Source organism: Argonema galeatum A003/A1, from assembly GCF_023333595.1.
Taxonomy (GTDB): domain Bacteria; phylum Cyanobacteriota; class Cyanobacteriia; order Cyanobacteriales; family Aerosakkonemataceae; genus Argonema; species Argonema galeatum.
Genome location: NZ_JAIQZM010000007.1, coordinates 161,174 through 185,617, shown reverse-complemented (window position 1 = coordinate 185,617; position 24,444 = coordinate 161,174). Strand labels below are relative to the sequence as shown.

The 24,444-nt window shown below is 45.3% G+C and carries 24 protein-coding genes; 15 read left to right on the top strand and 9 right to left on the bottom strand.

The annotated features are described in order from the left end of the window. Positions 1 to 4 precede the first annotated feature (4 nt). Together LAY41_RS10360 and LAY41_RS10355 are read left to right on the top strand one after the other, a co-directional pair. Entirely contained in the window at positions 5 to 667 is a 663-nt protein-coding gene (locus LAY41_RS10360; RefSeq protein ID WP_249097106.1) for a helix-turn-helix domain-containing protein, read from the top strand. Between the two features lie 78 nt (positions 668 to 745). Continuing rightward, on the top strand, positions 746 to 1,072 hold the full coding sequence (locus LAY41_RS10355; RefSeq protein ID WP_249097105.1) for an STAS domain-containing protein: 327 nt from the start codon (positions 746 to 748) through the stop codon (positions 1,070 to 1,072). Positions 1,073 to 1,132: 60 nt separating this feature from the next. Here the strand turns inward: LAY41_RS10355 and LAY41_RS10350 are convergent, their stop codons facing one another. Further along, complete coding sequence (locus tag LAY41_RS10350; RefSeq protein ID WP_249097104.1) at positions 1,133 to 2,260, bottom strand: PP2C family protein-serine/threonine phosphatase; 1,128 nt, start codon at positions 2,258 to 2,260, stop codon at positions 1,133 to 1,135. 167 nt (positions 2,261 to 2,427) lie between these two features. Between LAY41_RS10350 and LAY41_RS10345 the strand changes: the two genes are divergently transcribed. Continuing rightward, positions 2,428 to 2,910: an ATP-binding protein gene (locus LAY41_RS10345; protein WP_249097103.1), complete on the top strand. Its 483-nt coding sequence runs from the start codon at positions 2,428 to 2,430 to the stop codon at positions 2,908 to 2,910. On the opposite strand, the gene LAY41_RS10340 is transcribed toward LAY41_RS10345, so the two are convergent. Then, entirely contained in the window at positions 2,859 to 3,632 is a 774-nt protein-coding gene (locus tag LAY41_RS10340; RefSeq protein WP_249097102.1) for a DUF1350 family protein, read from the bottom strand. The two genes, LAY41_RS10345 and LAY41_RS10340, sit on opposite strands and share 52 nt — an antisense overlap. Before the next feature lie 252 nt (positions 3,633 to 3,884). On the opposite strand from LAY41_RS10340, the gene LAY41_RS10335 reads away from it, so the two are divergent. Together LAY41_RS10335 and LAY41_RS10330 are read left to right on the top strand one after the other, a co-directional pair. Beyond that, positions 3,885 to 7,385 (top strand): type ISP restriction/modification enzyme, encoded by a 3,501-nt coding sequence (locus LAY41_RS10335; RefSeq protein WP_249097101.1) that lies wholly within the window; start codon positions 3,885 to 3,887, stop codon positions 7,383 to 7,385. Between the two features lie 31 nt (positions 7,386 to 7,416). Beyond that, positions 7,417 to 7,599 carry a hypothetical protein gene (locus LAY41_RS10330; protein ID WP_249097099.1) on the top strand — a complete coding sequence of 61 codons (183 nt, stop codon included), beginning with the start codon at positions 7,417 to 7,419 and terminating at the stop codon, positions 7,597 to 7,599. A 33-nt stretch (positions 7,600 to 7,632) separates the two neighbouring features. On the opposite strand, the gene LAY41_RS10325 is transcribed toward LAY41_RS10330, so the two are convergent. The 4 genes from LAY41_RS10325 to LAY41_RS10310 form a co-directional block, all read right to left on the bottom strand. After that, complete coding sequence (locus LAY41_RS10325; RefSeq protein ID WP_249097096.1) at positions 7,633 to 7,773, bottom strand: hypothetical protein; 141 nt, start codon at positions 7,771 to 7,773, stop codon at positions 7,633 to 7,635. Positions 7,774 to 7,799: 26 nt separating this feature from the next. Continuing rightward, the gene (locus tag LAY41_RS10320) at positions 7,800 to 7,979 is read right to left on the bottom strand and encodes a hypothetical protein (RefSeq protein WP_249097094.1); all 180 of its coding nucleotides are present in this window, start codon (positions 7,977 to 7,979) and stop codon (positions 7,800 to 7,802) included. Further along, the gene (locus LAY41_RS10315) at positions 7,963 to 8,151 is read right to left on the bottom strand and encodes a hypothetical protein (RefSeq protein WP_249097093.1); all 189 of its coding nucleotides are present in this window, start codon (positions 8,149 to 8,151) and stop codon (positions 7,963 to 7,965) included. The genes LAY41_RS10320 and LAY41_RS10315 overlap by 17 nt, the downstream gene beginning before the upstream one ends. 95 nt (positions 8,152 to 8,246) lie before the next feature. Continuing rightward, entirely contained in the window at positions 8,247 to 8,513 is a 267-nt protein-coding gene (locus LAY41_RS10310; RefSeq protein ID WP_249097091.1) for a hypothetical protein, read from the bottom strand. A 279-nt stretch (positions 8,514 to 8,792) separates the two neighbouring features. Between LAY41_RS10310 and LAY41_RS10305 the strand changes: the two genes are divergently transcribed. The 4 genes from LAY41_RS10305 (at position 8,793) to LAY41_RS10290 (ending at position 12,574) form a co-directional block, all read left to right on the top strand. Next, positions 8,793 to 10,343 carry a NupC/NupG family nucleoside CNT transporter gene (locus LAY41_RS10305; RefSeq protein WP_249097090.1) on the top strand — a complete coding sequence of 517 codons (1,551 nt, stop codon included), beginning with the start codon at positions 8,793 to 8,795 and terminating at the stop codon, positions 10,341 to 10,343. 52 nt (positions 10,344 to 10,395) lie between these two features. Then, entirely contained in the window at positions 10,396 to 11,004 is a 609-nt protein-coding gene (locus LAY41_RS10300; RefSeq protein WP_249097089.1) for a DUF3318 domain-containing protein, read from the top strand. 132 nt (positions 11,005 to 11,136) lie between these two features. Beyond that, a complete protein-coding gene (yhdJ, locus tag LAY41_RS10295) occupies positions 11,137 to 12,024 on the top strand; it encodes an adenine-specific DNA-methyltransferase (protein ID WP_249097088.1) in 888 nt (295 codons plus the stop codon). Continuing rightward, positions 12,005 to 12,574, top strand: a complete 570-nt coding sequence (locus LAY41_RS10290; protein ID WP_249097087.1) for a hypothetical protein — start codon at positions 12,005 to 12,007, stop codon at positions 12,572 to 12,574. Before yhdJ ends, LAY41_RS10290 begins: the two co-directional genes overlap by 20 nt. On the opposite strand, the gene LAY41_RS10285 is transcribed toward LAY41_RS10290, so the two are convergent. After that, entirely contained in the window at positions 12,513 to 14,294 is a 1,782-nt protein-coding gene (locus tag LAY41_RS10285; RefSeq protein WP_249097086.1) for a glycosyltransferase family 39 protein, read from the bottom strand. The two genes, LAY41_RS10290 and LAY41_RS10285, sit on opposite strands and share 62 nt — an antisense overlap. A 46-nt stretch (positions 14,295 to 14,340) precedes the next feature. Continuing rightward, the gene (locus LAY41_RS10280) at positions 14,341 to 15,555 is read right to left on the bottom strand and encodes a glycosyltransferase (protein ID WP_249097085.1); all 1,215 of its coding nucleotides are present in this window, start codon (positions 15,553 to 15,555) and stop codon (positions 14,341 to 14,343) included. A gap of 347 nt (positions 15,556 to 15,902) precedes the next feature. Between LAY41_RS10280 and cofH the strand changes: the two genes are divergently transcribed. The 6 genes from cofH (at position 15,903) to tilS (ending at position 22,502) form a co-directional block, all read left to right on the top strand. Next, the gene (cofH, locus tag LAY41_RS10275) at positions 15,903 to 17,051 is read left to right on the top strand and encodes a 7,8-didemethyl-8-hydroxy-5-deazariboflavin synthase subunit CofH (protein WP_249097084.1); all 1,149 of its coding nucleotides are present in this window, start codon (positions 15,903 to 15,905) and stop codon (positions 17,049 to 17,051) included. A gap of 128 nt (positions 17,052 to 17,179) precedes the next feature. Beyond that, positions 17,180 to 18,895 carry a DUF3352 domain-containing protein gene (locus tag LAY41_RS10270; protein ID WP_249097083.1) on the top strand — a complete coding sequence of 572 codons (1,716 nt, stop codon included), beginning with the start codon at positions 17,180 to 17,182 and terminating at the stop codon, positions 18,893 to 18,895. 190 nt (positions 18,896 to 19,085) lie between these two features. Beyond that, entirely contained in the window at positions 19,086 to 20,165 is a 1,080-nt protein-coding gene (ccsB, locus tag LAY41_RS10265; protein ID WP_249097080.1) for a c-type cytochrome biogenesis protein CcsB, read from the top strand. A gap of 113 nt (positions 20,166 to 20,278) precedes the next feature. Continuing rightward, complete coding sequence (locus tag LAY41_RS32245; protein WP_275974043.1) at positions 20,279 to 20,410, top strand: hypothetical protein; 132 nt, start codon at positions 20,279 to 20,281, stop codon at positions 20,408 to 20,410. Positions 20,411 to 20,953: 543 nt separating this feature from the next. After that, positions 20,954 to 21,331 carry a response regulator gene (locus LAY41_RS10260; RefSeq protein WP_249097079.1) on the top strand — a complete coding sequence of 126 codons (378 nt, stop codon included), beginning with the start codon at positions 20,954 to 20,956 and terminating at the stop codon, positions 21,329 to 21,331. Positions 21,332 to 21,455: 124 nt separating this feature from the next. After that, positions 21,456 to 22,502, top strand: a complete 1,047-nt coding sequence (gene tilS, locus LAY41_RS10255; RefSeq protein ID WP_249097078.1) for a tRNA lysidine(34) synthetase TilS — start codon at positions 21,456 to 21,458, stop codon at positions 22,500 to 22,502. On the opposite strand, the gene hmpF is transcribed toward tilS, so the two are convergent. Beyond that, complete coding sequence (hmpF, locus tag LAY41_RS10250) at positions 22,499 to 24,262, bottom strand: pilus motility taxis protein HmpF (protein ID WP_338022965.1); 1,764 nt, start codon at positions 24,260 to 24,262, stop codon at positions 22,499 to 22,501. The genes tilS and hmpF overlap by 4 nt on opposite strands. Positions 24,263 to 24,444: the final 182 nt, after the last annotated feature.

The following is a 24,444-nucleotide window of genomic DNA, read 5'->3' as shown; positions in this document are numbered from 1 at the left end:
TCTGATGAACCAGTCTCCGCTTCAAGACTATACCCACCAGCTGCAACGTTTAATGCAGCTGGCGGGTGTTTCTAGTTTTAAAGCTCTCAGTCGCAAGGCAGGTGTCTCGGAACGGCAGGTAATGCGGTTGCGGCGAGGACAGGTGATGCAGATGCTCTTAGAAAATATCCTCAAACTCAGTCAAGCTTTGCAAGTGCCGGTGAGCGAGTTATTGGCAACTTTTGGCAAGAGCCAAATAAATTGGACTACAGGATCGCCAGAAACATCACCAGCATTACAGCAGGAGTACAAACGCTTGCTAGAGCAAATGGAGGAACAGCGACAATCTTTGATGCAGGAATTTGTGCAGTCGAGTCTGGAGGTTTTAGAATCTTGGCTCATCCAGTGGCCCACAGCTGCTTATGCTGCTGGGCAAAATCCTCAGCTACCGGCTGTAAAATTGCTGCCGTTGTTGCGACCTGTGGAACAGCTCGTGCAACAATGGGGGGTGGAGGCGATCGCACCCGTGGGAGCAGAGTTGCCTTACGACCCCCACCAGCATCAGCTGATGGATCTCACGGCGCAACCAGGCGATCGCATCAAGGTACGCTACACTGGCTATCGACAGGGCGATCGACTCCTCTATCGCGCCAAAGTTAGCCCCATCCAACCTATTGGACGATCGTAACAAAGCCCCGCTCTATGCTAAAGTCTATTGACTCATGCTTTTGAGCTAAAAATCTTGACAAACTGATTTCTAGGCATTATGAATCCTGTTTTTAAAGTTATTCAACCCGCTGGAATTTTAGATAGTGCAAAAGGTAGTGAATTTCGCCAGGAAATTGGCGAAATTGTGGAAAATGGAACAAATATTGTGTTAATAGATTTCCAGGATGTAACCTTTATGGATAGTTCTGGACTGGGCGCTTTAGTGTTAGGTTTGAAAACAGTTCGTGCTGCTGGAGGTAAGCTTTTTATTTGCTCGATTAATGAGCAAGTCAGAATGTTGTTTGAGCTCACTAGCATGGATCGCGTCTTTCAAATATTTCCCAACCGAGATGAATTCGCCAACGCAATAGGCTCGCTCAGCTAGTCCACAGTATGTGAAATAGATCTGGGTTTCACCCAGATCTATATATGTTTGTAGCCAATGCTAATCAAATTTAATCTCTAGGATAGACACATCATCGTCAAAAACGTCTTTAGAGTTAGCAGCCTCAACTTCTTGCAAGATCTGGTCTAAATTGCACTTGCCAGCGTTTTTAGAGTTTTTCACAAAATTAATGAAAGTATCAAGACCCCAGATAGTCCCGTCCGGTTGCGGAATTTCGTAAATCCCATCACTGAAAATGTAAAGGGTACTGGACGCCGGGATCTCGCAGAATCGATCGGTAAATACGACATCCTCGAACATACCAACAGGCATACCTGGCGTTTTCAGGTGTTGGATTGATTGCGGCGTTCCCCATAACAAGATTGCTGGGGGATGTCCGGCGCTGGCGTAAGTAAGCTGGCGCGTAACTCGGTTATAAACGCCATACCAGATGGTAAAATATTTATCGTTTTGGGAAGTCATCTGGAAAGTGCGATTTAAAGCGCTCAAAACCTGGCTGGGTTGAGAGTAATTAAGATTGGGAAGCGCTTGCGACCTCAGCAGATTCATCACCGAAATGGAGGGGAGGGCAGCTTTCAAGCCATGTCCTGCGGTATCCATTAGGTAAATCGCCAATAAATTCTCATCAAGCCAGAAATAATCGAAGCCATCGCCTCCCAAACGACTGGAGGGAATATACTTTCCTTGGATGGCGATCGGCCCATTCAATGGTTCTGGCAGGAGACTCCGCACGTATTCAGCCGCCTCAGCCAATTCCGCAGCCAGTATTTGCTTTTGGGTTCGCAAGTCGTGGCTGAGTTGGTGCAGTCGCAGTCCCGATCTCACCCGCGCTTGCAACTCATTGGGCTCTATAGGTTTGGAGATAAAATCGTCCGCGCCTGCATCCAGCCCCTTGACCCGATCTTCCACCGAATCCAGGGAAGTCAGTAGAATGAAAAACGTAGTCGATAAGCCTGCATCTGCTTTTACCCGACGGCAGACTTCTATGCCATTCATCCTGGGCATCATCCAATCACAAATAATCAGCGCCGGATGTAACTGCTGCGCCAGGGCTAAGCCTTCTTGCCCATCTTTTGCCGCCGTTACATCATAACCCTGTTTTTTCAGCAGTCTTGTCAGCACTAACTGTATTGCAGGGTCATCATCAATAACCACAATTTGAAACATGGACTAAAAATGATATTATTCTTCTAATATTGAAGCATCACTCAAAAGATCATAAAATTTCATTCTCTGCTGGGTAGTTTTAAGATCCGACACTAGCACAGATGCGATCCAAATCAAGCAAAGTTACTGTAAATTTAAGAATCACCTCCGAGTTCTGGTTTTCTTGAATGAAAGGGTTTGTCAAATTGCTAGCATCTCGTAAAAGTCATTTACAACTTCACACAGATCTGAAGGCTTTACCTCAAATGCTGTCGTGGTTTGAGCAGTTGCATCAGCCGCCAATCACAAAAAAAGTATGGTTGCAATGCCAGCTCGCCTTGGCTGAAGCCTTTACTAATGCTGTTCGCCATGCCCATAAAAATCAATCATCAGAAGTTCCTATTGATATTGAAGTGACGATATTGGACGATCGTATCGAGATGCGAGTTTGGGACTTTGGCCCCCCCTTCGATTTAGAGGCAAAGCTAAATAAGATGGTTAGCAATGAGGAAAACGAGTCTGAGGGAGGGCGGGGCCTGCAACTGATGAAGAGTATAGCCTCAAGTCTAAGTTATACTCGCACGGCTGACAATCGCAATTGTCTGTTGTTGGTGAAAAATTATGATGGGGACAACGGATTGAGCCAGTGTAGCACTACCGATTTTAGCTGATTGAATTCTCGATAGATTTCTTGCTTGACCCATTGACCGATCGCATCGAAGGGTGTAAAATCCTTTCCGCTTCGCCAGCTGATATCTTGACCCAAGGGTGTCAAATGGTTTCCGGTGAGGCTTAAAGCTGTAACCATGTCAGGAAAGCGTTTTTGCAGCAATTCGGTTAAAGGGGATGTTTGGTCGATCGTATCTTTGGTAAATTTAACCAGGAGATTGCGCCGGACTTGGTAGCCTCTGGCGATTAAGTTGTTGGTTTCTGTTGGCGAAGGCGTAAACTCGACATTGAAACCAGGATTGAAATTGAGCTGTTCGACAAAGGGGATGGCGTCCCGTGCGGCGAAGTTATTGAAAGAAATTAAGATATTTCCGGCCCGATCGACTGGAAATAGGCTACCTATAAGTAAATGTAGCTTGGAACCCATGCTGTGTCCGATCCCGTAGATGGGAAGATATCGGCGTTTCAATATAGATTTTGTCCGCAATTCATCTATGGTGCGATCGAAACTTTGCAGGACAGATTTGGCGATCGCACTATGATCGAGAGTATTGACAAACGGAGTAGCAATAACTGCGTATCCCTGGCTTCCCAGGTGTTCCAATAATAATCTATAGGTGACTTGGGGCGCAGTCGCGACAAATGCGCCTCCCAGAAAATGGACAATTGCCTTGGGATGCGGGGGAATGTAAACCCAATTACCAGAAACTTCCTGCCAGTTCATGCTCAGATTGCGTGGTTAACACTTATTCATGTTATAGCTTGTTGCGTGGGTTGACCTCACCCCCCCTGCCCCCTCTCCTCCAGAGGAGAGGGGGATAGAGAATAGACATCTCCAGAAAATAAAGGTGCGTTACCTAGAACCCTTGTAGAGACGTTGCATGCAACGTCTCTACATTCTTTGAAAGGAGATGTCTAATGGCGATCGGTGGCGGCGGATTGTGCCATACTGAGTCAGCTAGTGCCAAAACCGACGATGAATCCACTTGAAACCTACCTTCGCAATCTGCGCGATATCCGTTCTTCTGGTGCAGCAGTAAAAGAGACTTCCTACTATGGTGCTTTAGAAAGTCTTTTCAATGAGATTGGCAAAACGCTGAAACCAAAAGTTCGTTGCATTATTAGTCTAAAAAATCAAGGTGCGGGACTTCCTGATGGTGGACTCTTCACGGCTAATCAGTTTCAGAAAGCGTCTGATGCTGAACCTTTCGATTCCCAAAATCCCGAACGGGGAGTAATTGAAGTTAAGGGAACTAGGGATGATATTTGGGTAATTAGTAAAAGGGAACAAGTTTCTAAGTATTGGCAGAAGTACAGACAGGTTTTGGTGACAAATTATCGCGATTTTCTATTAATTGGACAAGATGAAAATGGCGGATCGATCGAACTAGAAAGTTATCGTTTGGCAACCAGTGAAACAGATTTTTGGGCAAAAGCTGCTAATCCGCGTCAGTTGGCGCAACAAGAAGGCGATCGCTTTCTAGAATACCTCAAGCGAGTTATGCTTTCCGCCGCACCGATAGCCGCACCCGCAGATGTCGCTTGGTTTTTGGCTTCCTACGCCCGCGACGCTAAATTTCGGATTGAAAATACAGATATTCCCGCTTTAGCTAATGTTCGCAGCGCGATAGAAGAAGCGCTGGGGGTGAAATTTGAGGGTGAAAAAGGCGATCGCTTTTTCCGCTCAACTTTAGTCCAGACTTTATTTTACAGTATTTTCTCCGCTTGGGTACTGTGGCATAAAGAAAACCCAACTCGCCCGGATAAATTTGATTGGAGAACTGCCGCTTACTATCTTCACGTACCGATGATTCAGGCGCTTTTCTATCAAATTTCCGACCCCAGAAAATTGAAAACGTTGGGATTAGTAGAAGTGCTGGATTGGACGGGAACAGCGTTAAACCGCGTCAGGCGAGAAGAGTTTTTTGCTAAGTTTGAGGAAGGGGAAGCTGTGCAGTATTTCTATGAACCTTTTCTGCAAGCTTTTGACCCGGAATTACGCAAAGAATTAGGTGTTTGGTACACGCCGACAGAGGTTGTCCGCTACATGGTTGCCCGTGTGGATACGGTGTTACGAGAAGAATTGGGAATTGAAGATGGTTTAGCAGATCCCAATGTTTATATCCTCGATCCTTGTTGTGGTACTGGTGCTTATTTAGTGGAAGTTTTAAAGCAGATTGCCGCTACCTTGAAAGATAAGGGCGAGGATGCTTTGGGAAGTTATGATGTTAAAGAAGCGGCTATTAAACGAGTTTTTGGTTTTGAAATTTTGACTGCGCCGTTTGTAGTGGCGCACTTGCAATTAGGGTTGCTGTTGCAAAATCTTGGTGTGCCTTTGGTAGATGAAAAAGAACGAGTTGGGGTATATCTTACCAATGCGCTGACGGGATGGGAACCGCCAGATGAAGATGGGAAAAAGCAAATCAAACAACTGGAATTTAATTTTCCTGAATTGAAGCAAGAACGAGATGCCGCAGATGAAGTGAAGCGAGAAAAACCGATTCTGGTGATTCTTGGTAATCCACCTTATAATGCCTTTGCTGGTGTTAGCCCAAAAGAAGAAAAGGGATTGGTAGAAGCTTATAAGGAAGGGTTGATTTCTGAGTGGGGAATTAAGAAATTTAATTTAGACGATCTCTATATTCGTTTCTTTCGATTAGCCGAACAAAGGATTGCTGAAAAAACTAATAAAGGTGTAGTTTGTTATATCTCAAATTTTTCTTATTTGGGCGATCCATCTTTTGTGGTAATGCGGCAAAGGTTTCTGAGTGAATTTGATAAACTTTGGTTTGATTGCCTAAATGGGGATAGTCGGGAAACTGGTAAACTGACGCCAGAAGGTAAGCCAGATCCTAGTGTATTTTCTACTGAGTATAACAGAGAAGGGATTCGGGTAGGAACTGCGATCGCTCTCATGGTACGTCAGGAAAATCGCACCGAGAAACCATTAGTTCGTTTTCGGCATTTTTGGGGTGCAAATAAACGAATAGATTTGCTTGCTAGTCTGAATATTCAAGATTTTGATGCCGATTATGAGTTGGGAAAACCAGATCGGAATAGTCGTTACTCTTTCCGTCCATCTAATGTTAGTTCCCACTATTTAGAATGGCCTAAATTAGTTAATTTGTGTGCGGAACCTCCTAGTAATGGTTTATTTGAAAAACGTGGTAGCGCATTAATTGATATTGACAAAAAAAATGTTGAAAAGCGAATGCAGATGTATTACGATGCTGCAATTGATTGGGAAACAATCAAATTATTGGGTACGGGATTGACAGAAGATGCGGCTGGATTTGATGCCAAAAAAGTTCGTTCAAAAGTGCAAGCTGCTGAAGATTTCCAAGCTAACAAACTCTGCCGTTATGGAATTCGCGCTTTTGAAACTCGCTGGTGCTACTATAGCGATGTAAGCCCGCTTTGGAATCGTTCTCGACCTTCACTTTGGGCGCAGTGTTGGCAAGGTAATACTTTCCTGATCAGTCGTCCCACAGGTGTAGCAAATCCAGAAGGAGTGCCGCTATTTTTCACTCCAATTATAGGAGATAATGATTTCTTACGCGGTCATGCTTACTATTTTCCTATACGTCTACGCCCTAGATCAAATAAAAGTTCTAAAAAAGCAACTAAACAAGATACGCTTTTCGATGTAGATGCGATTTTAAATACCACGCCAACGGCTAATCTTTCGGCTGCTAGTCGTACTTATCTTGCCCAATTGGGTATTACAAATCCTGACGTTGATGCCGATACAGCGGGCTTAATTTGGATGCACGCTTTAGCAATTGGCTATTCCCCAGCATACTTAACTGAAAATGCTGATGGTATTCGCGATAATTGGCCACGCATACCTTTACCTAATTCTAAACGTTTATTGTTAGAATCAGTCGAGATAGGGAAAAAAGTAGCTGTATTACTAGATACAGAAAATCCGGTAGTTGGGGTGACATCGGGAAAAATTAGACTAGAATTAAAAGCGATCGCGGTTATTTCCCGTACAGGAGGCGGACAACTAAACCCCGATACTGGTGACTTAGCAATTACTGCTGGTTGGGGTTATTCCGGCCAAAACAATGTCACAATGCCAGGTAAAGGAAAAATCATCACCCGTCCTTACACACCTGAAGAAATTGCTGGTATTGAAGAAGGCACAAAGGCGCAAGGTTTAAAATCGGAAATAGCCATAAATTTACTGGGAAATAATACTTGTGATATTTACCTGAATGAACTAGCATACTGGAAAAATATACCCGTAAATGTCTGGGAATATACAATTGGTGGCTATCAGGTAATCAAAAAGTGGCTTTCTTATCGAGAGGAGAAATTATTAGGGCGATCGCTAACTAAAGAAGAAGTGCGCGAAGTAATGAATATGGCGCGTCGCATCGCCGCAATTTTATTATTACAACCGTCCATAGATGGAAATTACCAGACTATTAAACAGTCATCATATAACTGGCAAAAGTTTTTCACAAATTGAATTTTTACATAAACATAAAAATGGAGTTAATATGAGCGATTTTAAAACACGATTAGCCAGTATGCCGCCATCGCAGCAGGGGGAATTTCTCGACAAACTACCTGCTGCTTTAGCTGCCAAATCCCAAAGCGAACAACTGCTAAAATTATTAATTGATTTCGATTTTATCAATGCCAAAATTTCGGCTTTCCCACCGCAGCAGCTAATCCCCTAAAAAAGGGGGAATTAAATCTCTCACCGCACTTGCTCAAACTTCTTTCTTTTGTGCAGCAGCAGTGCCTTTAGCTTCAGCCCTACGTTGCCATTTTTCGGCCAAAGCGGTTAGTCCTCCAGTCATTTCCCTCAGTTTTTGTTCGGCTTCCTTAGCAAGTTCTAGGATTTCTTGCAATTCCTTTTCATCCAGTTCTGGTTTTGTTATTGTAAGTTCTCCAAACGAGTTTTGATCGCACTGACTCTTATTTTAGTTTCTAACGCTCGACCCAGTTCCGTTGCCAAATCTTCTCCTGTTTGCTGAATCTCTTCATTTGTAATTGTTTTAGCTGCCGAAAGGTTTTCAACAATAGTTTGAATTATTCTCCTACAAATGTTTACCAAAAAACATTGAGGTATTCAGATAAGCAAATAATTGAGTCAGCATAGCGTTATTAGGAAAACTCTCTAGACTAGAACGGGCAAGGATCATTCCGTCCAGCGCTTCCCGCTCAATCCGATCCAACTCTTGGTTCAATTGATCAATGAGAGCTTCAATTTCTGATGGAATAGACATAAGTAAAATTATATCTCAGCATCAATGAGCGATCGCGTGGAACACAGCATAGTCAATATTCCTCCTGCTGTGTCCCTAGATTTCCTGCCGCATTCTTAAAAAAGCTCATCCTCAGAAGGTTCGCGATTGGCAAACTCAGAGGGTGGGCGTTCGTTACTCCATGCCCACCAAACACTACCACACTGGCACTGGTAGAACTCCTGCCATTTTTTGCGGTAGTCTTCGGTATAGACTGGCGATCGTCTATTGATCCAGACCCGAGAGGCTTCCATGCAGGTAGCGCGGCAAGCGGGACAGCTGAACTCGTGGGCGTGAGTCGCAACTTCAGTCCAGTTGGGCGGAATTGGGGCAAAAGCTTCCATGCGTCAAACTTCCTGGGGTGTAGAGGCCATTATCGGCTTTGTGAGAGTGGATATGATATCGTAGATAACTTTGCCAACGGCAGTCGAATTTTAAGCTTTACCTAAATTAGGAACTTCTTACTCGATCTTGCATCACGAGTCGTGCAGCATCACCTCAGTTATAAGATTATTGTCTTGGGTGTATCGTGACCTACCCTCGATCGGTTAATTTTTCGGTAAACTACTGATTTTAGCGTCGCCAGACTTTTGGGCCTTTATTCTCCCAGCAAGGATCTACCCATGTCCCATCCTTTCTACCTCAACATAATTTCCTTTTTTGGTATATTTGGCTTATGCGCGATCGCCTGGTTATTTTCCGAACACCGACGAATCATACCCTGGCGCGTCATCATATCCGGCATTGCCTTGCAATTAATTCTAGGCGCTTTAGTATTTCTGTTTCCACCCACCAGAGTAGCCCTGCAATGGTTTAGCAGCTTACTAGATACTGTATTTATTGCAGCCGATGCCGGAGCTAGATTTGTCTTTGGCGCGAATATCGTCCCCAGACCAGATGTAGTACCTCCTGTGAATCTGGGTTATATTTTTGCCTTTCGGGCATTACCCACAGTGATATTCTTTTCTGGGCTGATGGCATTACTCTACAACATTGGTGTTATTCAAGTAATAACCGAAGTTTTTGCCAAAGTTTTTTATGCCGTCATGCGCTTGAGTGGCGCAGAAGCATTGAGTGGCGCTGCCAATATCTTTGTAGGTATTGAAGCAGCGATCGTCGTCAAGCCTTATTTAGCCAAAATGACGCGCAGCGAACTTTGTGCCATTTTGTCTTGTTGTTTTGGTACAGCAGCTTCATCAACTCTGGCAATTTATGTAAGTTTCCTTAAACCAGTTTTTCCCAACATCTTGGGGCATTTGGTATCTGCCTCAATCATGGCAATTCCCGCTTGTTTCGTTCTCTCAAAAATTTTGGTTCCTGAAACCGAAGTTCCTCTCACTGCTGGGGGTATTCCCAAAGAACAAAAAGCATCAAAAAATAGCAATAAATTCAGCGGCACGGAACTCGGCGGCGAAGAGTTAAATGACGATCTAAATGACGAATTTAAACAGGAGACGGTGGGAGGAGAACCAATCGAGCGAGTTAGCCCTTTAGATGCAGCAATTGTGGGAGCATTGGATGGGGTGAAAATGGCAGTGGCGATCGCAGCCGTCCTGATTTTAATTTTGGGTTTAGTTTCTTTAATCAATCAATTTTTTGGTTGGCTGGCAGTTTTACCATCTCCAATAGGCGACGTTTTTAAAGTCGTGACTTTACAAAATATTCAAGGATTCTTATTTTATCCCCTCACTCTCTTAACAGGAGTACCCTTTGACGAATCTTGGACAGCATCGGTAATTATTGGGCGCAGACTCCTAGAAACAGCCATTCCCCCCTACCAATCCTTAGCAGAAGCAGCAGCAGCAGGGCAAATAAGCGATCGCACCGTCTTAATCGTCAGCTACGCCCTCTCAGGATTCGCCCACCTCGCCTCCGTAGGTATTTTCGTCGGTGGTACGATCGCCCTGATACCTTCCCGACGCAAAGATATCTCAGAATTAGGTTGGAAAGCTCTATTTGTCGGCACCTTAGCAACTATAATGATTGCTTGTGTCGCTGGCGTTTTCGACACCGGCAACCGCAGCATCTTAGGAGACAAAAAAGCTCCTGCCCCCACAGCAGCCCCAATTCAATCCCCAGCACCGACTCCCGCCGGTATTGCTCCCCATATACCACAAACTGCACCAGAAATCAAGCCCCCTACCCAAACTGCTCCCAAACCAAGTCAGCTTTAAACATTGGGTTTTCCCTAGTCCCTAGCCCCTAGCCCCTAGCCCCTCTGATTGTATGGAGCCAACTTCTGAAATTCGTCGCCTTTTGGATATCATGCCTGCCTCCGGTCGCATGATGACGAAAATTATTAGCAAACCGGAACAGGCAAAAGTAGTTGATACCCAGTTTCCCCTACCCTGGTCTGGGGAAAGACCGATTTGGATTAATTTTGACTTGTGGGGTAGATTAACCAGACCGCAGCGCGATTTAATCCTATTGCAGACAATTAGTTGGTTGACTGGAATCAAGTGGTTTAAGCCGGATTTGTACCAAGGCGTCACAGTAGCCGGATTTTTGGGCGCAATGGTGGAACTCGTACAGGGGGATGCGGTGGGTGTGATAGTCGCGGGTGGATTAACTGCCCTTGCTACCACCCAAATCTGGCGCAGCACTCGCAGTTCCCAGTCTCAGTTAGATGCGGATGAAGCTGCAATCAAAATAGCGCAACGGCGCGGCTACTCGGAAGTAGAAGCAGCCCAGCACCTGCTTTTGGCGATCGAAACCCTAGCCAAAATTGAAGCGCGTCCCAGCTTGAATTTTATCGAATTATTGCGCTGCCAAAATTTGAGAGCGATCGCAGGACTCTCCCCAATGGGCGTCCCCGAAACCATCAAGCGGGAATAAACGTTACTAGCTAGTGGTTAGTGGGTTGTTGTTTTTTCGACTAACAACTAACCACTAACTACTATAGCGATCGCTAAAGGAGATTTGGTAATAGTTTCTTCTGCCTTCAATAACATATTAAGGTACTGCTCTATGAGTAATTTGTTTGAAAAAGATGGTCATACCATTCATCATGGTGACGCGATTACTATACTTCGTGCATATATACCTGATAGTTCTGTCGATCTTATTTTTGCAGATCCACCTTACAATATTGGCAAAAAGTTTGCAAATTTTCACGATCGGTGGTTTTCAGACGAGGAATATAGTGAGTGGTCTTACCAGTGGTTAGAAGAATGTATAAGAGTTCTTAAACCATCTGGTAGTCTCTACGTAATGACGAGTACACAAGCTATGCCTTACTTCGATATATTTCTGCGTAAACGTCTTCATATACTTAGCAGAATTGTATGGCATTATGATAGTTCTGGAGTGCAAGCTAAAAAACATTTTGGTTCTATATATGAGCCCATTCTTTATTGCGTAAAAGATCCCCAAAAATATGTCTTTAATTCTGAAGACATAAAAGTAGAAGCGAAAACTGGCGCTCAAAGAAAGCTCATTGACTATAGAAAGCCTGTGCCAACGCCATATAATACAACAAAAGTTCCAGGAAATGTTTGGAATTTTCCGCGAGTTCGCTATCGTATGTTTGAGTATGAAGAGCATCCATCACAAAAGCCAGAAGATCTTCTTGAACGCATTGTAAAAGCTAGTAGCAATCTTGGTGATTTGGTACTCGATCCATTTGGTGGTTCATTTACTACGTGCGCTGTCGCTAAACGGCTTGGGCGGAGGTCAATCGGCATCGAAAGCCAGTTACAGTATATCAAAATAGGTCTCCGTCGCGTTCTAGATCTAAAAGAGATAAATGGAGAATCTTTACATCCACCTGTAAAGACATACGTTCGTAAGAAGGCTTTCAAAAATGATCGTAAAATGGATATAGGAGAAGTATTCCATGCCCTCAGTGAAACATGATTTTACAATTAAGATCGTTTCTATACTTGAGCGTTGTTGTGGTTCAGATGCAACAGAGATATTTGAAAAAAGCGAACTTCTTCAATACCTTAATATTAAAACTAGGGCAGCTAACCGTGGTTCCAAATCACGGGCAGGATTTGCAAACCATTATGCCATTTATGTCCTTGTTGAAGATTATATAAACAGAGAATTTGATAAATCTGGTAATTATAAGGATTATGATGGCGCACAATTTTCTGTTCTACTTCGTAGGCAACGCCAGTTACCTTTTGGCAGTAAACTTCAGAACCATGCTCTAAATCATCGATTGAATGAAGAATTTAAAAAATATTTTCCATCTTCGCCATATCTACCGATTCTTAGAGATGTGGAGTCTAATCGATATTGGATTAATGAAAATTTACTTATTATAACTTTGCGTGATAATATGGTCAATATTGCCAGAGCTATTAAAGAAATAATTGAAGCATATCTGGATGCACTTTTCAATCGCAGTGATAAAGCTGATAATCATAGCCATCGACAAATGGTAAAGATTGGGAACTAGCAGAACAGTTTTGCGATTTTACATCATAAGTTGCATGAAAATTGACCAGCCACAAATCTAGAGGTCTTGGCAGTGTACTCAGCGTTTTTTGCAGCGTTATTGTAGGTAAAGTCGAATTTTTACTATCTTTATGAGCCAATATAAATTGGGGAGTTGCAGGTATTTCCGAATTAGCCAAACGTTTAAATTCCCAACCTAATCCCATCACTTCTCCAGTTTGTACGTGGGTTTTATGAGTTGTGGCAATCAGCACGTTCGCCTTAGATACTTGTTGAATCACAGGTACTAATAAATCGGGGCGGTAGTATTTTTGATAACCAAGATTGAAACCAACTGTCATAGCACTCACAAATCCCATCAACCAAATAATGCAAAAGTTAAAATACAAAAGGTAAAATAAGTTTTTTCCTCTTTTTATTTTAACTTTTGACCAAGAAATCATTGGCTTGGGGGTCACCCCGGATTCATCCGTAGGGTCAATCCAAAATCCAAAATCCAAAATCCAAAATCGATTGACTTCTTGGGCGAGGCTTGCACCTACCAAAACAATCACAGCAGGGAAGTAGACAAAGTTATATCTGGCACCGCGAGTGAGGTCAATTCCCCAAAAATATGTAATGCTGAAAAACAAGACTAAACTGCTTAAAACAAATCCACCCAATAGCAAAACTGGTTTGCGAGTAGTCGGTTGTGTTAAACTTTCTTGGATACCGCGATTCAGAATAGGCAATGCCCAAAGGAAAAAAATTATCATCACTAACCCAGAGGCAATTACAATCGGTAGTGCTGTTACTTCCACAGGTAGCAAAGAAAGCATAGTAATCCAAGCAGCGATGGCTTGAAAAATTGGAGTCAGCCATTCCCATCCCATGCGATCGCTATTTTTGATCCATTCTGTAAGTTCGCTATTATAACTATGCTGCCACACCGGCAACCAAACCAATCCCCCAGCTAAAGTTCCAGCTGTCACCGCAACGAACGATTTTAGATTTTGGATTGGCGATTGGGAATTCTTCCTCTCTTTACCATGCCTCATTTCCCAATACCAAAATGCCAGTAAAACCATCCCTTCAGCACATAAAGTGAAGGCGAAGAAATAATGGCTGGCAATCCCTAAACTATTGATGGCGATCCAAGCTAAGGAGAACCAAAAAGGCAGTGACTTCTCTTCCCAAATGTGCCTCACTGCTACCACAAGACAGGCGAGGGAAGCAATGACAAAAAGAATGCCCAGAGTGTAATGACGGGCTTCTTGAGCCAGAAAAATGCCATAGGGAGAAACTGCCATCATCGCCGCAGCCAATTGACCGACTAAGCGCGATCGAAAAGCAATGCAACCCAGTGCGTAGATAGCTGGAATAGAGACTGCACCCAGTATAGCTGGAAGCGATCGGGCCACCCACACCGAAACCAATCCCCCATCGCCTGGAAACAATTTCATCCACAAGTGAGCTAGAACAAAGTAAAGGGGTGGATGGTTGCTCTCGCTTAGCAAATGTTGAATTACTTCTCCTACACCAGCATCTGTGGGTATCAGCGGTGTCATGAGAACATCGAGTGCGATCGCCCGATCTAGCGGCACAGTCCGAAAACTGTTACCCAGGCTAAATACCATCGTAGAAAACTCATCCGTCCAGGGAGACTTTAATTCCAGATGAGTGAAGCGCAAGCCAATACCGACAGTTAACCACAACAACAAAATTAAAGAGGTCTTACGCATAAAATAGCAGGTGAACCCAAGGAGCAATTTTCATGTTGCATCATTTTTAATTATTAATTTCAGTCACCCGCCAGTTCAGCTTCATATTAATCCAGAAATTCCAAAAAGTGACAGCCGCGATCGCAATCAGATTTGCCAACAAATAGTTAACCCGGCAAAAATTATACAGCACATTCAACAGCAGCACATTTAATACCAGCCCTATCAAACAGACAATATTGAACTTCAGAAACCGCTTTAAACGCTTGCGCCAACCCCGTTGCTGACCGGACATATCCCCAAAAGTCCAGACATCGTTCCACAAGAAATTATTAATAATTGCCACTTCCGCAGAGATAATTTTACTGCGAGTCAGCGCCCAACCGAGCGTACTGGGGTCGTGGAGTAAATAAAGCACGGCCATATCCACAAACACTCCACTCAAACCCACCATACCAAAACGCAAGAACCGTGCTAGAGGCCATCGGTCAAATCTCAACCTCAATAGATGTCCCAGATACTCCACATATTGTTTCCACGTAACCTTACTCTCACCTTCTTGGCGTTCTTGAAACACATAGCCCACTTCAGCAATCTGACCTATTTTGCCACGACCGATTACCTCAATCAGAATTTTGTAACCCAGCGGATTCAGGGTCCGATCGACAATAGCACAACGCCGCACCATAAAATAGCCGCTCATCGGATCGTCCACGCGACCTACCACCTCCGGCAGGATAATCAACCCCAATATCTGAGCCCCACGAGATAAAAACCGCCTCACAAAGCTCCACTCGCTGACGCCACCGCCTTCTACATTGCGACTGGCAACTGCCAAATCCGCACCCCCCTCAATTTCTGCCAAAAGTTTTAATAGCACCTCCGGCGGATGCTGAAGGTCGCCATCTATGACTCCCAAAATCTGTCCCCTCGCCACCTGCCAACCGCGAATCACCGCCGTCGAAAGTCCCCTTTCCTGCTGACGGCGCATCACCCGCAAATGGGTATATTCTGGTATCAGGGATTGTGCAATTTCCCAAGTGCGATCGGGGCTATCATCATCCACTACAATCAGTTCGTAGTCACCAGGGATAACGCTATCTAGCAACTGGCTCAAGATTTGAACCATATGCTTGATATTTTTACCCTCGTTATATGTGGGAATTACCAGGGAAAAGCGGAGGAAGTGACCGTTTGTGCCACATAAGGCAGGCACCCATTCAGAAATCTGTAACGAACCGGATGGAACTGAAAGCCTTGATTTAGCTGGGTTAACACTCATTGGACAAGCTTGAAGTACTGACAAGTCAAAAGTCACTCATTCAAAAGTCAAAAGTCAAAATGGCTGCTTTTGAGATTTTATCAGCAAAATGTAAATACAGATATCGTCCTGTTATAGTCAGTAGCAATATTTTCAACACCAGCCGAATTGAACAGTACTGTAGTAATTTCAGATTTTAGATTTTAGATTTTAGATTTCAAATTTATTTTTAATTGACGAATCTGATATCTAACATCTCAAATCTGAAATTCTCTTCCCCTCTTCCCCCTAGCCCCTAGCCCCTAGCCTCTAGCCCCTAGCCCCTCTTCCCTAAATTGATGAAAAACCAGATTTTTCCTAAACCCACTGTGACTATTAAAACTGTTGATGCCATTCTCGATCGCACTCTAACGGGCAAAGATATTTCTCCCGAAGAGGGAGCGGTACTCTTAAAGCAGACGGATTCAGGTGCTTTAGCCGCCATTCGCGCCACAGCAGACAAACTCCGCCAACGGCAAGCTGGCGACACCGTTACCTACGTTATCAACCGGAATATCAATTTTACCAATATCTGCGAACAGCACTGTAGTTTCTGCGCCTTCCGCCGCGATGAAGGTGAAGAAGGAGCATATTGGTTAGATTTAGCCCAAATTCTCGAAAAAGCGACAGATGCCGTCTGTCGGGATGCCACCGAAATTTGTATGCAGGGGGGACTCAATCTTAAAGCTAAACTTAATGGTAGTTCCCTGGCTTATTACTTGCGGATAGTAAAGGGCATCAAAAACGAATTCCCTCAACTCCACCTGCACGCTTTTTCCCCCCAGGAAGTGCAATTCATCGCCAGGGAAGATAACTTAACTTACGAGTCAGTCATTGCTCAGTTGCGGGATGCTGGAGTAGGCTCTATGCCTGGAACAGCGGCAGAAGTTTTAGACGATCGCGTGCGGCGCATCCTCTGTCCAGAAAAAATTAACACCGCCACTTGGTTAGAAATTGTTAGCACAGCTCACAGGATGGGGTTACCTACAACCAGTACAATGCTTTCCGGTCACATAGAGACGCCCGAACAGCAAATGTGGCATTTGAGTTTATTGCGAAGCCTTCAACAAACTGCCTTAGAACGGGGATACCCAGCTAGGATATCAGAATTCATCCTACTGCCCTTTGTCGGTCAAGAAGCACCTAAACCCTTACAAAAGCGAGTGGGACGCGACCAACCCATTCTAGCAGACGCCCTTTTACTGACAGCCGTAGCCCGAATTTTCCTGGGCAATTGGATAATTAACCATCAACCTAGTTGGGTTAAACTCGGTCTTGCTGGTGCTACCGAAGCTCTCATTTGGGGCTGCAATGACATTGGCGGTACGCTGATGGAGGAGCATATTACTACAATGGCTGGGGCAAAAGGCGGCACTTGTATGGAAGTGGAAACTTTGCAAGCGGCTATTCGTTCCCTGGGGCGTCCTTACCAACAACGGGATACGCTTTATCACAAATTGTTAGTAGGGATTAGGTAAACAGAATTTCAGATTTAAGATTTGAGATTTAAAATTTTCAAACGGAAGATTTTCAATTAAAAATAAATCTTCTACTTTATCTAAAATATTCCCTTTTCCAATGACCAATGACTAATGACTAATGACTAATGATTAAAGGAAAAAAACCATCACTTTTACTAACCTTGGGAACCACCGCCCTGCTGATTGGTGGCGGCGCAACTGCCTACTGGGTACTAAGCCAGAGAGCGCAGTTATCGGGGATCTTGCCTGCGGGTGCTAACGTGGTTCCCCAAGATGCTTTAGTGGCGCTTTCTGTGTCCACGAATCCAGATCGATGGCAGCAGTTGCACGAGTTTGGCACTAAAGAAAGCCAAGCGGGTTTCGATCGCACTCTCTCCAACTTACGCGATCGCTTCCTCGCGCCCAATGGCTACAATTACCAACAAGATATCCAGTCTTGGGCTGGCAAAGAAGTAACTATTGCCTTTTTGTCACAACAGACAAAATCCCCGGAAGGCAAACTCACCCAACAACCCTCAAAACCAGAACCAGATAAGCAGTCTGTCGTCATAGTATTGCCTATCGACGACCCAGTTCGGGCTATAAAGCTACTAGAACAACCCAACAGTCCCCTCAAACAAGGCAATTGGGTCGATCGCACCTACAAAGGCGTCCAAATCAAAGAAATTAAAGTTCGATCCACTGAGAATTATTCGGCAACGGTATTAGATCGGCGGTTTTTAGTCATCACAACCGATTCCAAAGCAACCGATCGCGCGATCGACACTTATCTTGGCGGTGCATCTCTGGCCACAACTCCCGGCTACTCTCAAGCATTGGAGCAAATAAAAGCCGATCGACCTTTCGCTAAATTGTATGTCAATATCCCCGCAGCGGCATCTGTCGCCAAAAATTTTCAGCAGCAAGTTTCTCCCCAAGGCTTTGTCGAACTCCAGCAGCAGCAAGGCTTAGCGACAACAATTACTCTGGAAAAAGAAGGCATTCGCTTTAAGAGTATTTCCTGGCTCAAGCCGAATAGCCAGAAGAAGTATGCTGTCAAAAATGAAGCTGGTATAATGCCCAAACTACTGCCAGCCGATACATTGATGATGATGTCTGGTGGGAATTTAAAACAGTTTTGGCAGGAGTACGTTCAAGGGGCTGAGTCGAATCCGATAACGCCATTTAAACCCCAAGAATTGCGAAATTTGGTCAAAAATTTCTCAAATCTAGATTTAGATCGGGATTTAGTAGCCTGGATGGGCGGTGAGTTCTCCCTGTGTTTGATTCCGTTTCCTCAACAATCTTCATCTGATTCGCCATCTCTCAATTCAGGTGCGGGAGTGGTATTTATGGTAAAAGCGAGCGATCGCAGCTTAGCTGAAAAATCCCTCCAGCAATTTGACCGGGCTCTAGCCAATAAATACAACTTAAAAGTGGAAACAACTAAAATTGGCGATCTACCTGTAATTAATTTTACTTCCCCATCCCAAGGGCAAAAAATGAGCCACGGTTGGCTAAAAGATAATGTAGCTTTCTTGGTATTGGGCGATAACATAACAGATGCGATCGTTCCCCAACCCAAAGCCACCTTAGCTTCTAGCCAGCTATTCCAAAATATAGTCCCCTTAGAGCTTAAACCCAACAACGGTAATTTTTTCCTGGACATCGATCGTCTCGGTATCGACTTGACAGCCAGCGTCTTAACTTCTTTGTTTCGACTCTCCCCCGATCCCAATACCCAACGAATGCTCAGAAATTCGATCCTCCCGACGCAAGCAGTTGGTATCACCACCGCCATCAGCGACGCCCGCAGCACACGCTTCGACATTTTTGTCAAATTAAAAAAAGTTGAGAAGTAGGGAAAGTCAAAAGAAAACAGGGGCTAGGGGCTAGGGAAAGAGGGGAGTGGGGGAGTGGGGGAGAGAATCACCAGCCCAATGCCCAATGCCCAATGCCCAATGCCCAATGCCCAATGCCCAATGCCCAATGCCCAATGCTCGCTGTACTATACAAAGTTAAAGCTTTAAAACGATCGGGGAGAACACAGTTATGGATTTGGTTGTATTCCAGAATTGGCTGGACAACGCAAGCTTTGCCTTGCTATTTATCACGATGCTGATTTATTGGGTCGGCGCAGCTTTTCCTAGCATCCCTTATTTACCCGCCTTGGGAACAGCTGGGATGGCGATCGCAAATATGAGCATAGCTTCTTTGCTAGGGGCACGCTGGCTAGAAGCGGGCTACTTTCCATTGAGCAATTTGTATGAATCCCTCTTTTTCCTGACTTGGGGAATCACCGCAGTCCATCTGATTGCCGAAAATATGAGCCGCAGCCGCTTGGTAGGCGTCGCTACGGCACCCGTAGCAATGAGCATCACGGCATTTGCCACGATGACCCTACCAGCGCCCATGCAGTCAGCAGAACCGCTTGTACCCGCACTCAAATCCAATTGGCTGATGATGCACGTCAGCGTCATGATGCTCAGTTATGCCGCTTTGATGGTGGGGTCGCTGCTAGCGATCGCATTTCTGGTCGTCACTCGCGGACAAAACATCGAACTCAAAGGTAGTTCCGTAGGCACCGGCGGCTTTCGCAGCGATCGCTACCAGTTGCGCCGTTCTGGAGAATTGGTATCCTTAAGCTCGGCAGCTACTCTTGAACAAATCTCCTCTTTCATCCCCCCCGTCAACGGGGGGGAAAGAGGGGGGGTTAACCTCAACGGCAGCGCCCAAACAGCTGTTCTCAACAAGGTACAAACCAAACCGACGCAAAAAGTCCAGCCAGCCGAATTACTTTCGCCTCAACGCCTCAACCTAGCTGAAACCCTCGATAATATCAGCTACCGCACGATCGGGCTAGGATTTCCCCTCCTGACAATTGGCATTATCGCCGGTGCCGTCTGGGCTAACGAAGCCTGGGGTTCCTACTGGAGTTGGGACCCCAAAGAAACTTGGGCACTCATCACTTGGCTCATATTTGCCGCCTATCTCCATGCCCGGATCACTCGCGGTTGGCAAGGTAGGCGTCCAGCCATTTTGGCCACAACCGGCTTCGCCGTAGTCTGGGTTTGCTATCTCGGCGTTAATCTCTTAGGCAAAGGATTACACAGCTACGGTTGGTTTTTTTAACGAAATATTGGCAGAAGTCCCCACCTATAAACAGCCTCGCAAATACCTACGTTTTAGCTGGGGATGAATGCCGACCAACCAATAAATTGAGCGAAGTGCGAATCCATGTTATCATGCTTATGGTCGTTGACCCGCCTAACTGTATGGATATCAGACAGGCCAATTCCGAAGTAGAGTTACGGCTCTTGCCGCAGAAACATCAGAGTTTAGGGAAGGAGCATTCTCAGCTGGCTGCGATCGCATAAGTCCAAGGAATGCTGTACGAACAGAAATCAACTGCCCGTGGAAGAAGGGCGGCTGCCTGTGGACGCATTGTAAGGCCATCACGAGATTTAGTTCTCGACTTCTTAGTAAGTTCCTAAAATGGCAGTGCGGATGAAGCGGGAAACTCCGAAAACGAATAAAACCGTTCTAAGTCTTTGTTTTGGTTGGGTAAGCTCCAACTATAACGAAGTTTAGTTGGGGTACTTCACACAGGCTATTGGGTTGAAGCCAATGTCGTCAGCGTAAAAAGCCAAACATTGTCAAGCCTAACAATATAATCGTAATCCCACGGGGAGCAATCCCCACCAACTAAACGCCCCACTGAGGCGGGTCTATAAAGAACAATATCGGTAGCCTAAGACCTGTAATGCAGCAGGGATGCCTGGGAGTTTTACCCCTTGTGAGGCACAATGGTTTCCTTGTTAACCAAGAGGAGTAGTTATGTCGCATAGACCCCGACCTCACTTTCCTCTCGCCCCCAAGCCGAGTACAGCTATGGCGGGAGTCTCCAGAGAGGAAGAAAGATGATTACAGTTCTGCTTGTAGATGACAGTCCCACCGTCCGAACAATGGTTTCCGATTTGCTCAAAAGCAAAGGAGTACAAGTTATTGAGGCGTGTGACGGCATCGATGCAATCGAAAAAATGCAAGCTAAATGCCCAGATTTAGTGATAACCGATATCGTTATGCCCCGGATGAACGGCTACGAACTCTGCCGTTGGGTCAAAAATAACTTCAAAGAACAGAATATACCTGTGCTAATGTGTACCAGTAAGAGCGAACAGTTCGATCATTACTGGGGCCTCAAGCAAGGTGCAGATGCCTATATAACTAAACCTTTTCAGCCAGCCGACTTAATTCAAACAATGAAGAAACTACTGAAAAAGGTAACTAATCAATAGAAAAGTCATCAAAGCTCATTAGATATAAATAATAAAAATACGATTTTAAACGGGGATTGTATATAATTATAGCCAACAGTGGTTTTAGTTCACATCAAATAAACGATCGCAAACTTAACTGCTGATGGCTGAACGTTCATTTTGGACAGATCTCCACGCCCACATACATCGAATTCTGCGTCAACGCCAACTATTGCCGCAAAAACAGCGGTTATTAGTAGCTGTATCTGGGGGACAAGATTCTCTTTGCTTAGCGAAATTATTATTAGATTTACAACCAAAATGGGGATGGCATCTGGCAATTGCCCATTGCGATCACCGCTGGCGTCAAGACTCGGAAGCTAATGCCAACCATGTCGAAAAACTAGCTAAAACTTGGCAATTAGCTTTCTGGTGCCAAACAGCTGACCAAGTTCTCAAAAGTGAAGCGGCGGCGCGAGAGTGGCGTTATCAAGCTTTAAGCGCTTTAGCCCAACAACACGACTACCCTTACATCCTCACAGGTCACACAGGCAGCGATCGGGCCGAAACTCTACTTTACAACTTAATTCGCGGCAGCGGTGCAGATGGCTTGCAGAGCCTTACCTGGCAACGTCCTCTCGCCGATCGAGTAAAACTGGTGCGTCCGCTTTTAGAAGTCACTCGTACCCAAACAGGCAAATTCTGCGAGGAAATGCAACTTCCCGTTTGGGAAGATTCCACTAACCAAGATTTGAAATATGCCCGTAACCGGATTCGGCATAATATCATACCATATCTGCAACAGCACTTCAACCCTCAAGTCGAGCAAGCCTTAGCCCAAACAGCCGAACTTTTACAAGCGGAAGTACAATATTTAGAAGATGCCGCCCACCAACTGCTGCAACAGGCAACAGAGCTCTTGAGCAGAGAAGCAGAGGAGCTCTTGAGCAGGGGAGCAGGGGAAAACGATCGATCGCCAATTATGAGTCGCCTAAATCGCCTTGTCGTGCAGAATGCACCTCTAGCCCTGCAACGCCGGGTCATGCGCCAATTTCTGCAACAAGAGTTAGCGTCCGCCCCTAGCTTCGACCAGGTAGAAAAACTGACCGCCCTAATTACATCTCCTAACCGCTCTCGCACTGACCCATTTCCAGGAGGTGCGATCGCAGAAGTTGACGACGATTGGATCTGTTTTAAAGTCAAAAGTTAAGACGCTACCAATTCTTGTTGTAAATGGCTGGGCATGATGCTAAAGAAAATTTTTCGCATTTCAGCAATAGCATGATGCTGATAATCACCAGTTTCCCGGATCTGACCCAGTATCCCGGCTAGAGCGTCCAACTTCTGTCGCAGATCGTTCAGCTTATCCTGGCTCGGCTGTAAAATTTCTTCATAAAGCTTCAACCGACCCCAATTTTCAGCTACCGATGTCCGCTGGGGAAGCAAATTCTGCTCGCTGGTTTGCAATTCCTGGCGCTGGTTCTCATGTTCTCGATCCTGATGATCGATCATGCCCTTAGCTTGCTGAATATTCAAGCGCATCTGCTCAATATCCCTTTCCAGCTTTTGGAGTTCCTCAGCCTGTTGTTGGCGAGAAGCTTCAAGCTGCGCCAGCACTGGGCCGAGATCGACCTTTTGATTGTCTTGTACATCATCTTCCGGCATTCCTTGCCGACGTCGCCGCACCCTAACGTGCTGACTGAAAACTTCTTCTTGCTCCCGCACAGTACGGCGGGAACCTACAACCGAGTCGTCAAGTATTTGGTAGCGGTCTTGCTCATCTGCGAGTTCCGCTTGCAAGTTTGCGCGATTGTAATCGCTAGCCCCTTGAATTTTCTGTTGCAATTCTGCAATAGTCTCCCGCTGCAATTCCAGCTCTTCTTCCTGGTCGCTCAGAAAGCGCTTCGCCTTTTCCAACTCCTGCTTCTGATTTTGCACCATTACCTGGAGTTCTTGCAAAGAAATTCGCTCTAGAGCTTGAACATCAATTTGCTGACCGATCTTAACATCAGAAGACATTGCTGCCATGCGCTGAACTTGTTGAAGCAAATCTTCATGACCCCGCAACTGAAGACTCAGCCTTTGAGCTTGCTCCTGCTTCAGTTCCAGATCCTTCTGCTGTACCATCAGCTTTAAGCGTGCCTGCGCCAAATTTTCCCGGTCTTGCTGCCACTGTTGCCAGCGATTTTGGAGATTGTTACCTTGAGTTTCAACTCGATCTTGCAGAACCTGAGCATTCGTTCGTTGTTGCTCCAGTTGCTCCCAGTGTTTGTTCAGATCTGCCTGCTGTTGTCCTACTATCTCAAGCGCCAAATTTAGTTGTGCCTGTATTGGTTCTGGCGATGCGATCGTCTCATACATCCTCTTGAGCAACTCTTGTATACTGTGAGCCTGATCGTCATCGAGCGAAGCCTTCGGCTGAAACTCTACCTCCAGCTGCTTTACCCGCTCCTGCTCCCCCCGTAAGTGAGCCCAGGCCCCTTCTAGCTCCTGACGGTTCCGGTCAATCTCTTCCCGCAGTCGCTGGGCCTCCTCCCGACCGCTGTCAATTTCCAGCTTTTGCTGCTCCAACCGTTCAAACTCCCCCTCCATTTGTTCGAGCTGTTCTTGCCTTGCCTGGATTTCCATCTCCCGACGATTCAGCTCCTGAGCCTGATACGTCAGAGACTCCTTCCACTGTTCGATTTCTTCTTCCTTATTCTTATACTTTTCTTGCAGCCGAGAGAAATTTTGCAAAATAGCAACTAATTCGCGCCCAGGGTTAATGCGTTGCACCTGTCGATTTGCCGACATCTCAACCAGTACCAATACACCCTCGCTATATTTATTAGCTTCATCAGGGGGAGCGGGAATCACTTCCTCACCCGGCACTGGGCTCCAGCTTTCCCCCCGCTGACAAGCTAGCAGTTTGAGGTCAGTCTTGACACTCATTAACTGTTTCTGTTTCTGTACTTCCGCTAGATACAGCACGCCGATAGTCCTCTTGATGTGTCTGGGGCCGATAGGCAGGCTAAACCTTCCCCGGATAATTTAGTCTATCTGCCTAAACTTAGTTTAGGCAGACTGCGTATTTAAAACAATCTGAACTCACTTGTCACAGTGAGCGGTTAATGTATATAGCATGACCGAACCGAGTCAAAGCCTTGCCTCCA

What these genes read in the sequence shown, in the direction of transcription:
- LAY41_RS10360 (WP_249097106.1), top strand. Translation starts at nt 5, where the DNA reads ATGAACCAGTCTCCGCTTCAAGACTATACCCACCAGCTGCAACGTTTA.
- LAY41_RS10355 (WP_249097105.1), top strand. Translation starts at nt 746, where the DNA reads ATGAATCCTGTTTTTAAAGTTATTCAACCCGCTGGAATTTTAGATAGT.
- LAY41_RS10350 (WP_249097104.1), bottom strand. Translation starts at nt 2,260, where the DNA reads ATGTTTCAAATTGTGGTTATTGATGATGACCCTGCAATACAGTTAGTG.
- LAY41_RS10345 (WP_249097103.1), top strand. Translation starts at nt 2,428, where the DNA reads ATGAAAGGGTTTGTCAAATTGCTAGCATCTCGTAAAAGTCATTTACAA.
- LAY41_RS10340 (WP_249097102.1), bottom strand. Translation starts at nt 3,632, where the DNA reads ATGAACTGGCAGGAAGTTTCTGGTAATTGGGTTTACATTCCCCCGCAT.
- LAY41_RS10335 (WP_249097101.1), top strand. Translation starts at nt 3,885, where the DNA reads ATGAATCCACTTGAAACCTACCTTCGCAATCTGCGCGATATCCGTTCT.
- LAY41_RS10330 (WP_249097099.1), top strand. Translation starts at nt 7,417, where the DNA reads ATGAGCGATTTTAAAACACGATTAGCCAGTATGCCGCCATCGCAGCAG.
- LAY41_RS10315 (WP_249097093.1), bottom strand. Translation starts at nt 8,151, where the DNA reads ATGTCTATTCCATCAGAAATTGAAGCTCTCATTGATCAATTGAACCAA.
- LAY41_RS10310 (WP_249097091.1), bottom strand. Translation starts at nt 8,513, where the DNA reads ATGGAAGCTTTTGCCCCAATTCCGCCCAACTGGACTGAAGTTGCGACT.
- LAY41_RS10305 (WP_249097090.1), top strand. Translation starts at nt 8,793, where the DNA reads ATGTCCCATCCTTTCTACCTCAACATAATTTCCTTTTTTGGTATATTT.
- LAY41_RS10300 (WP_249097089.1), top strand. Translation starts at nt 10,396, where the DNA reads ATGGAGCCAACTTCTGAAATTCGTCGCCTTTTGGATATCATGCCTGCC.
- yhdJ (WP_249097088.1), top strand. Translation starts at nt 11,137, where the DNA reads ATGAGTAATTTGTTTGAAAAAGATGGTCATACCATTCATCATGGTGAC.
- LAY41_RS10290 (WP_249097087.1), top strand. Translation starts at nt 12,005, where the DNA reads ATGCCCTCAGTGAAACATGATTTTACAATTAAGATCGTTTCTATACTT.
- LAY41_RS10285 (WP_249097086.1), bottom strand. Translation starts at nt 14,294, where the DNA reads ATGCGTAAGACCTCTTTAATTTTGTTGTTGTGGTTAACTGTCGGTATT.
- LAY41_RS10280 (WP_249097085.1), bottom strand. Translation starts at nt 15,555, where the DNA reads ATGAGTGTTAACCCAGCTAAATCAAGGCTTTCAGTTCCATCCGGTTCG.
- LAY41_RS10270 (WP_249097083.1), top strand. Translation starts at nt 17,180, where the DNA reads ATGATTAAAGGAAAAAAACCATCACTTTTACTAACCTTGGGAACCACC.
- ccsB (WP_249097080.1), top strand. Translation starts at nt 19,086, where the DNA reads ATGGATTTGGTTGTATTCCAGAATTGGCTGGACAACGCAAGCTTTGCC.
- LAY41_RS32245 (WP_275974043.1), top strand. Translation starts at nt 20,279, where the DNA reads ATGCTTATGGTCGTTGACCCGCCTAACTGTATGGATATCAGACAGGCC.
- LAY41_RS10260 (WP_249097079.1), top strand. Translation starts at nt 20,954, where the DNA reads ATGATTACAGTTCTGCTTGTAGATGACAGTCCCACCGTCCGAACAATG.
- tilS (WP_249097078.1), top strand. Translation starts at nt 21,456, where the DNA reads ATGGCTGAACGTTCATTTTGGACAGATCTCCACGCCCACATACATCGA.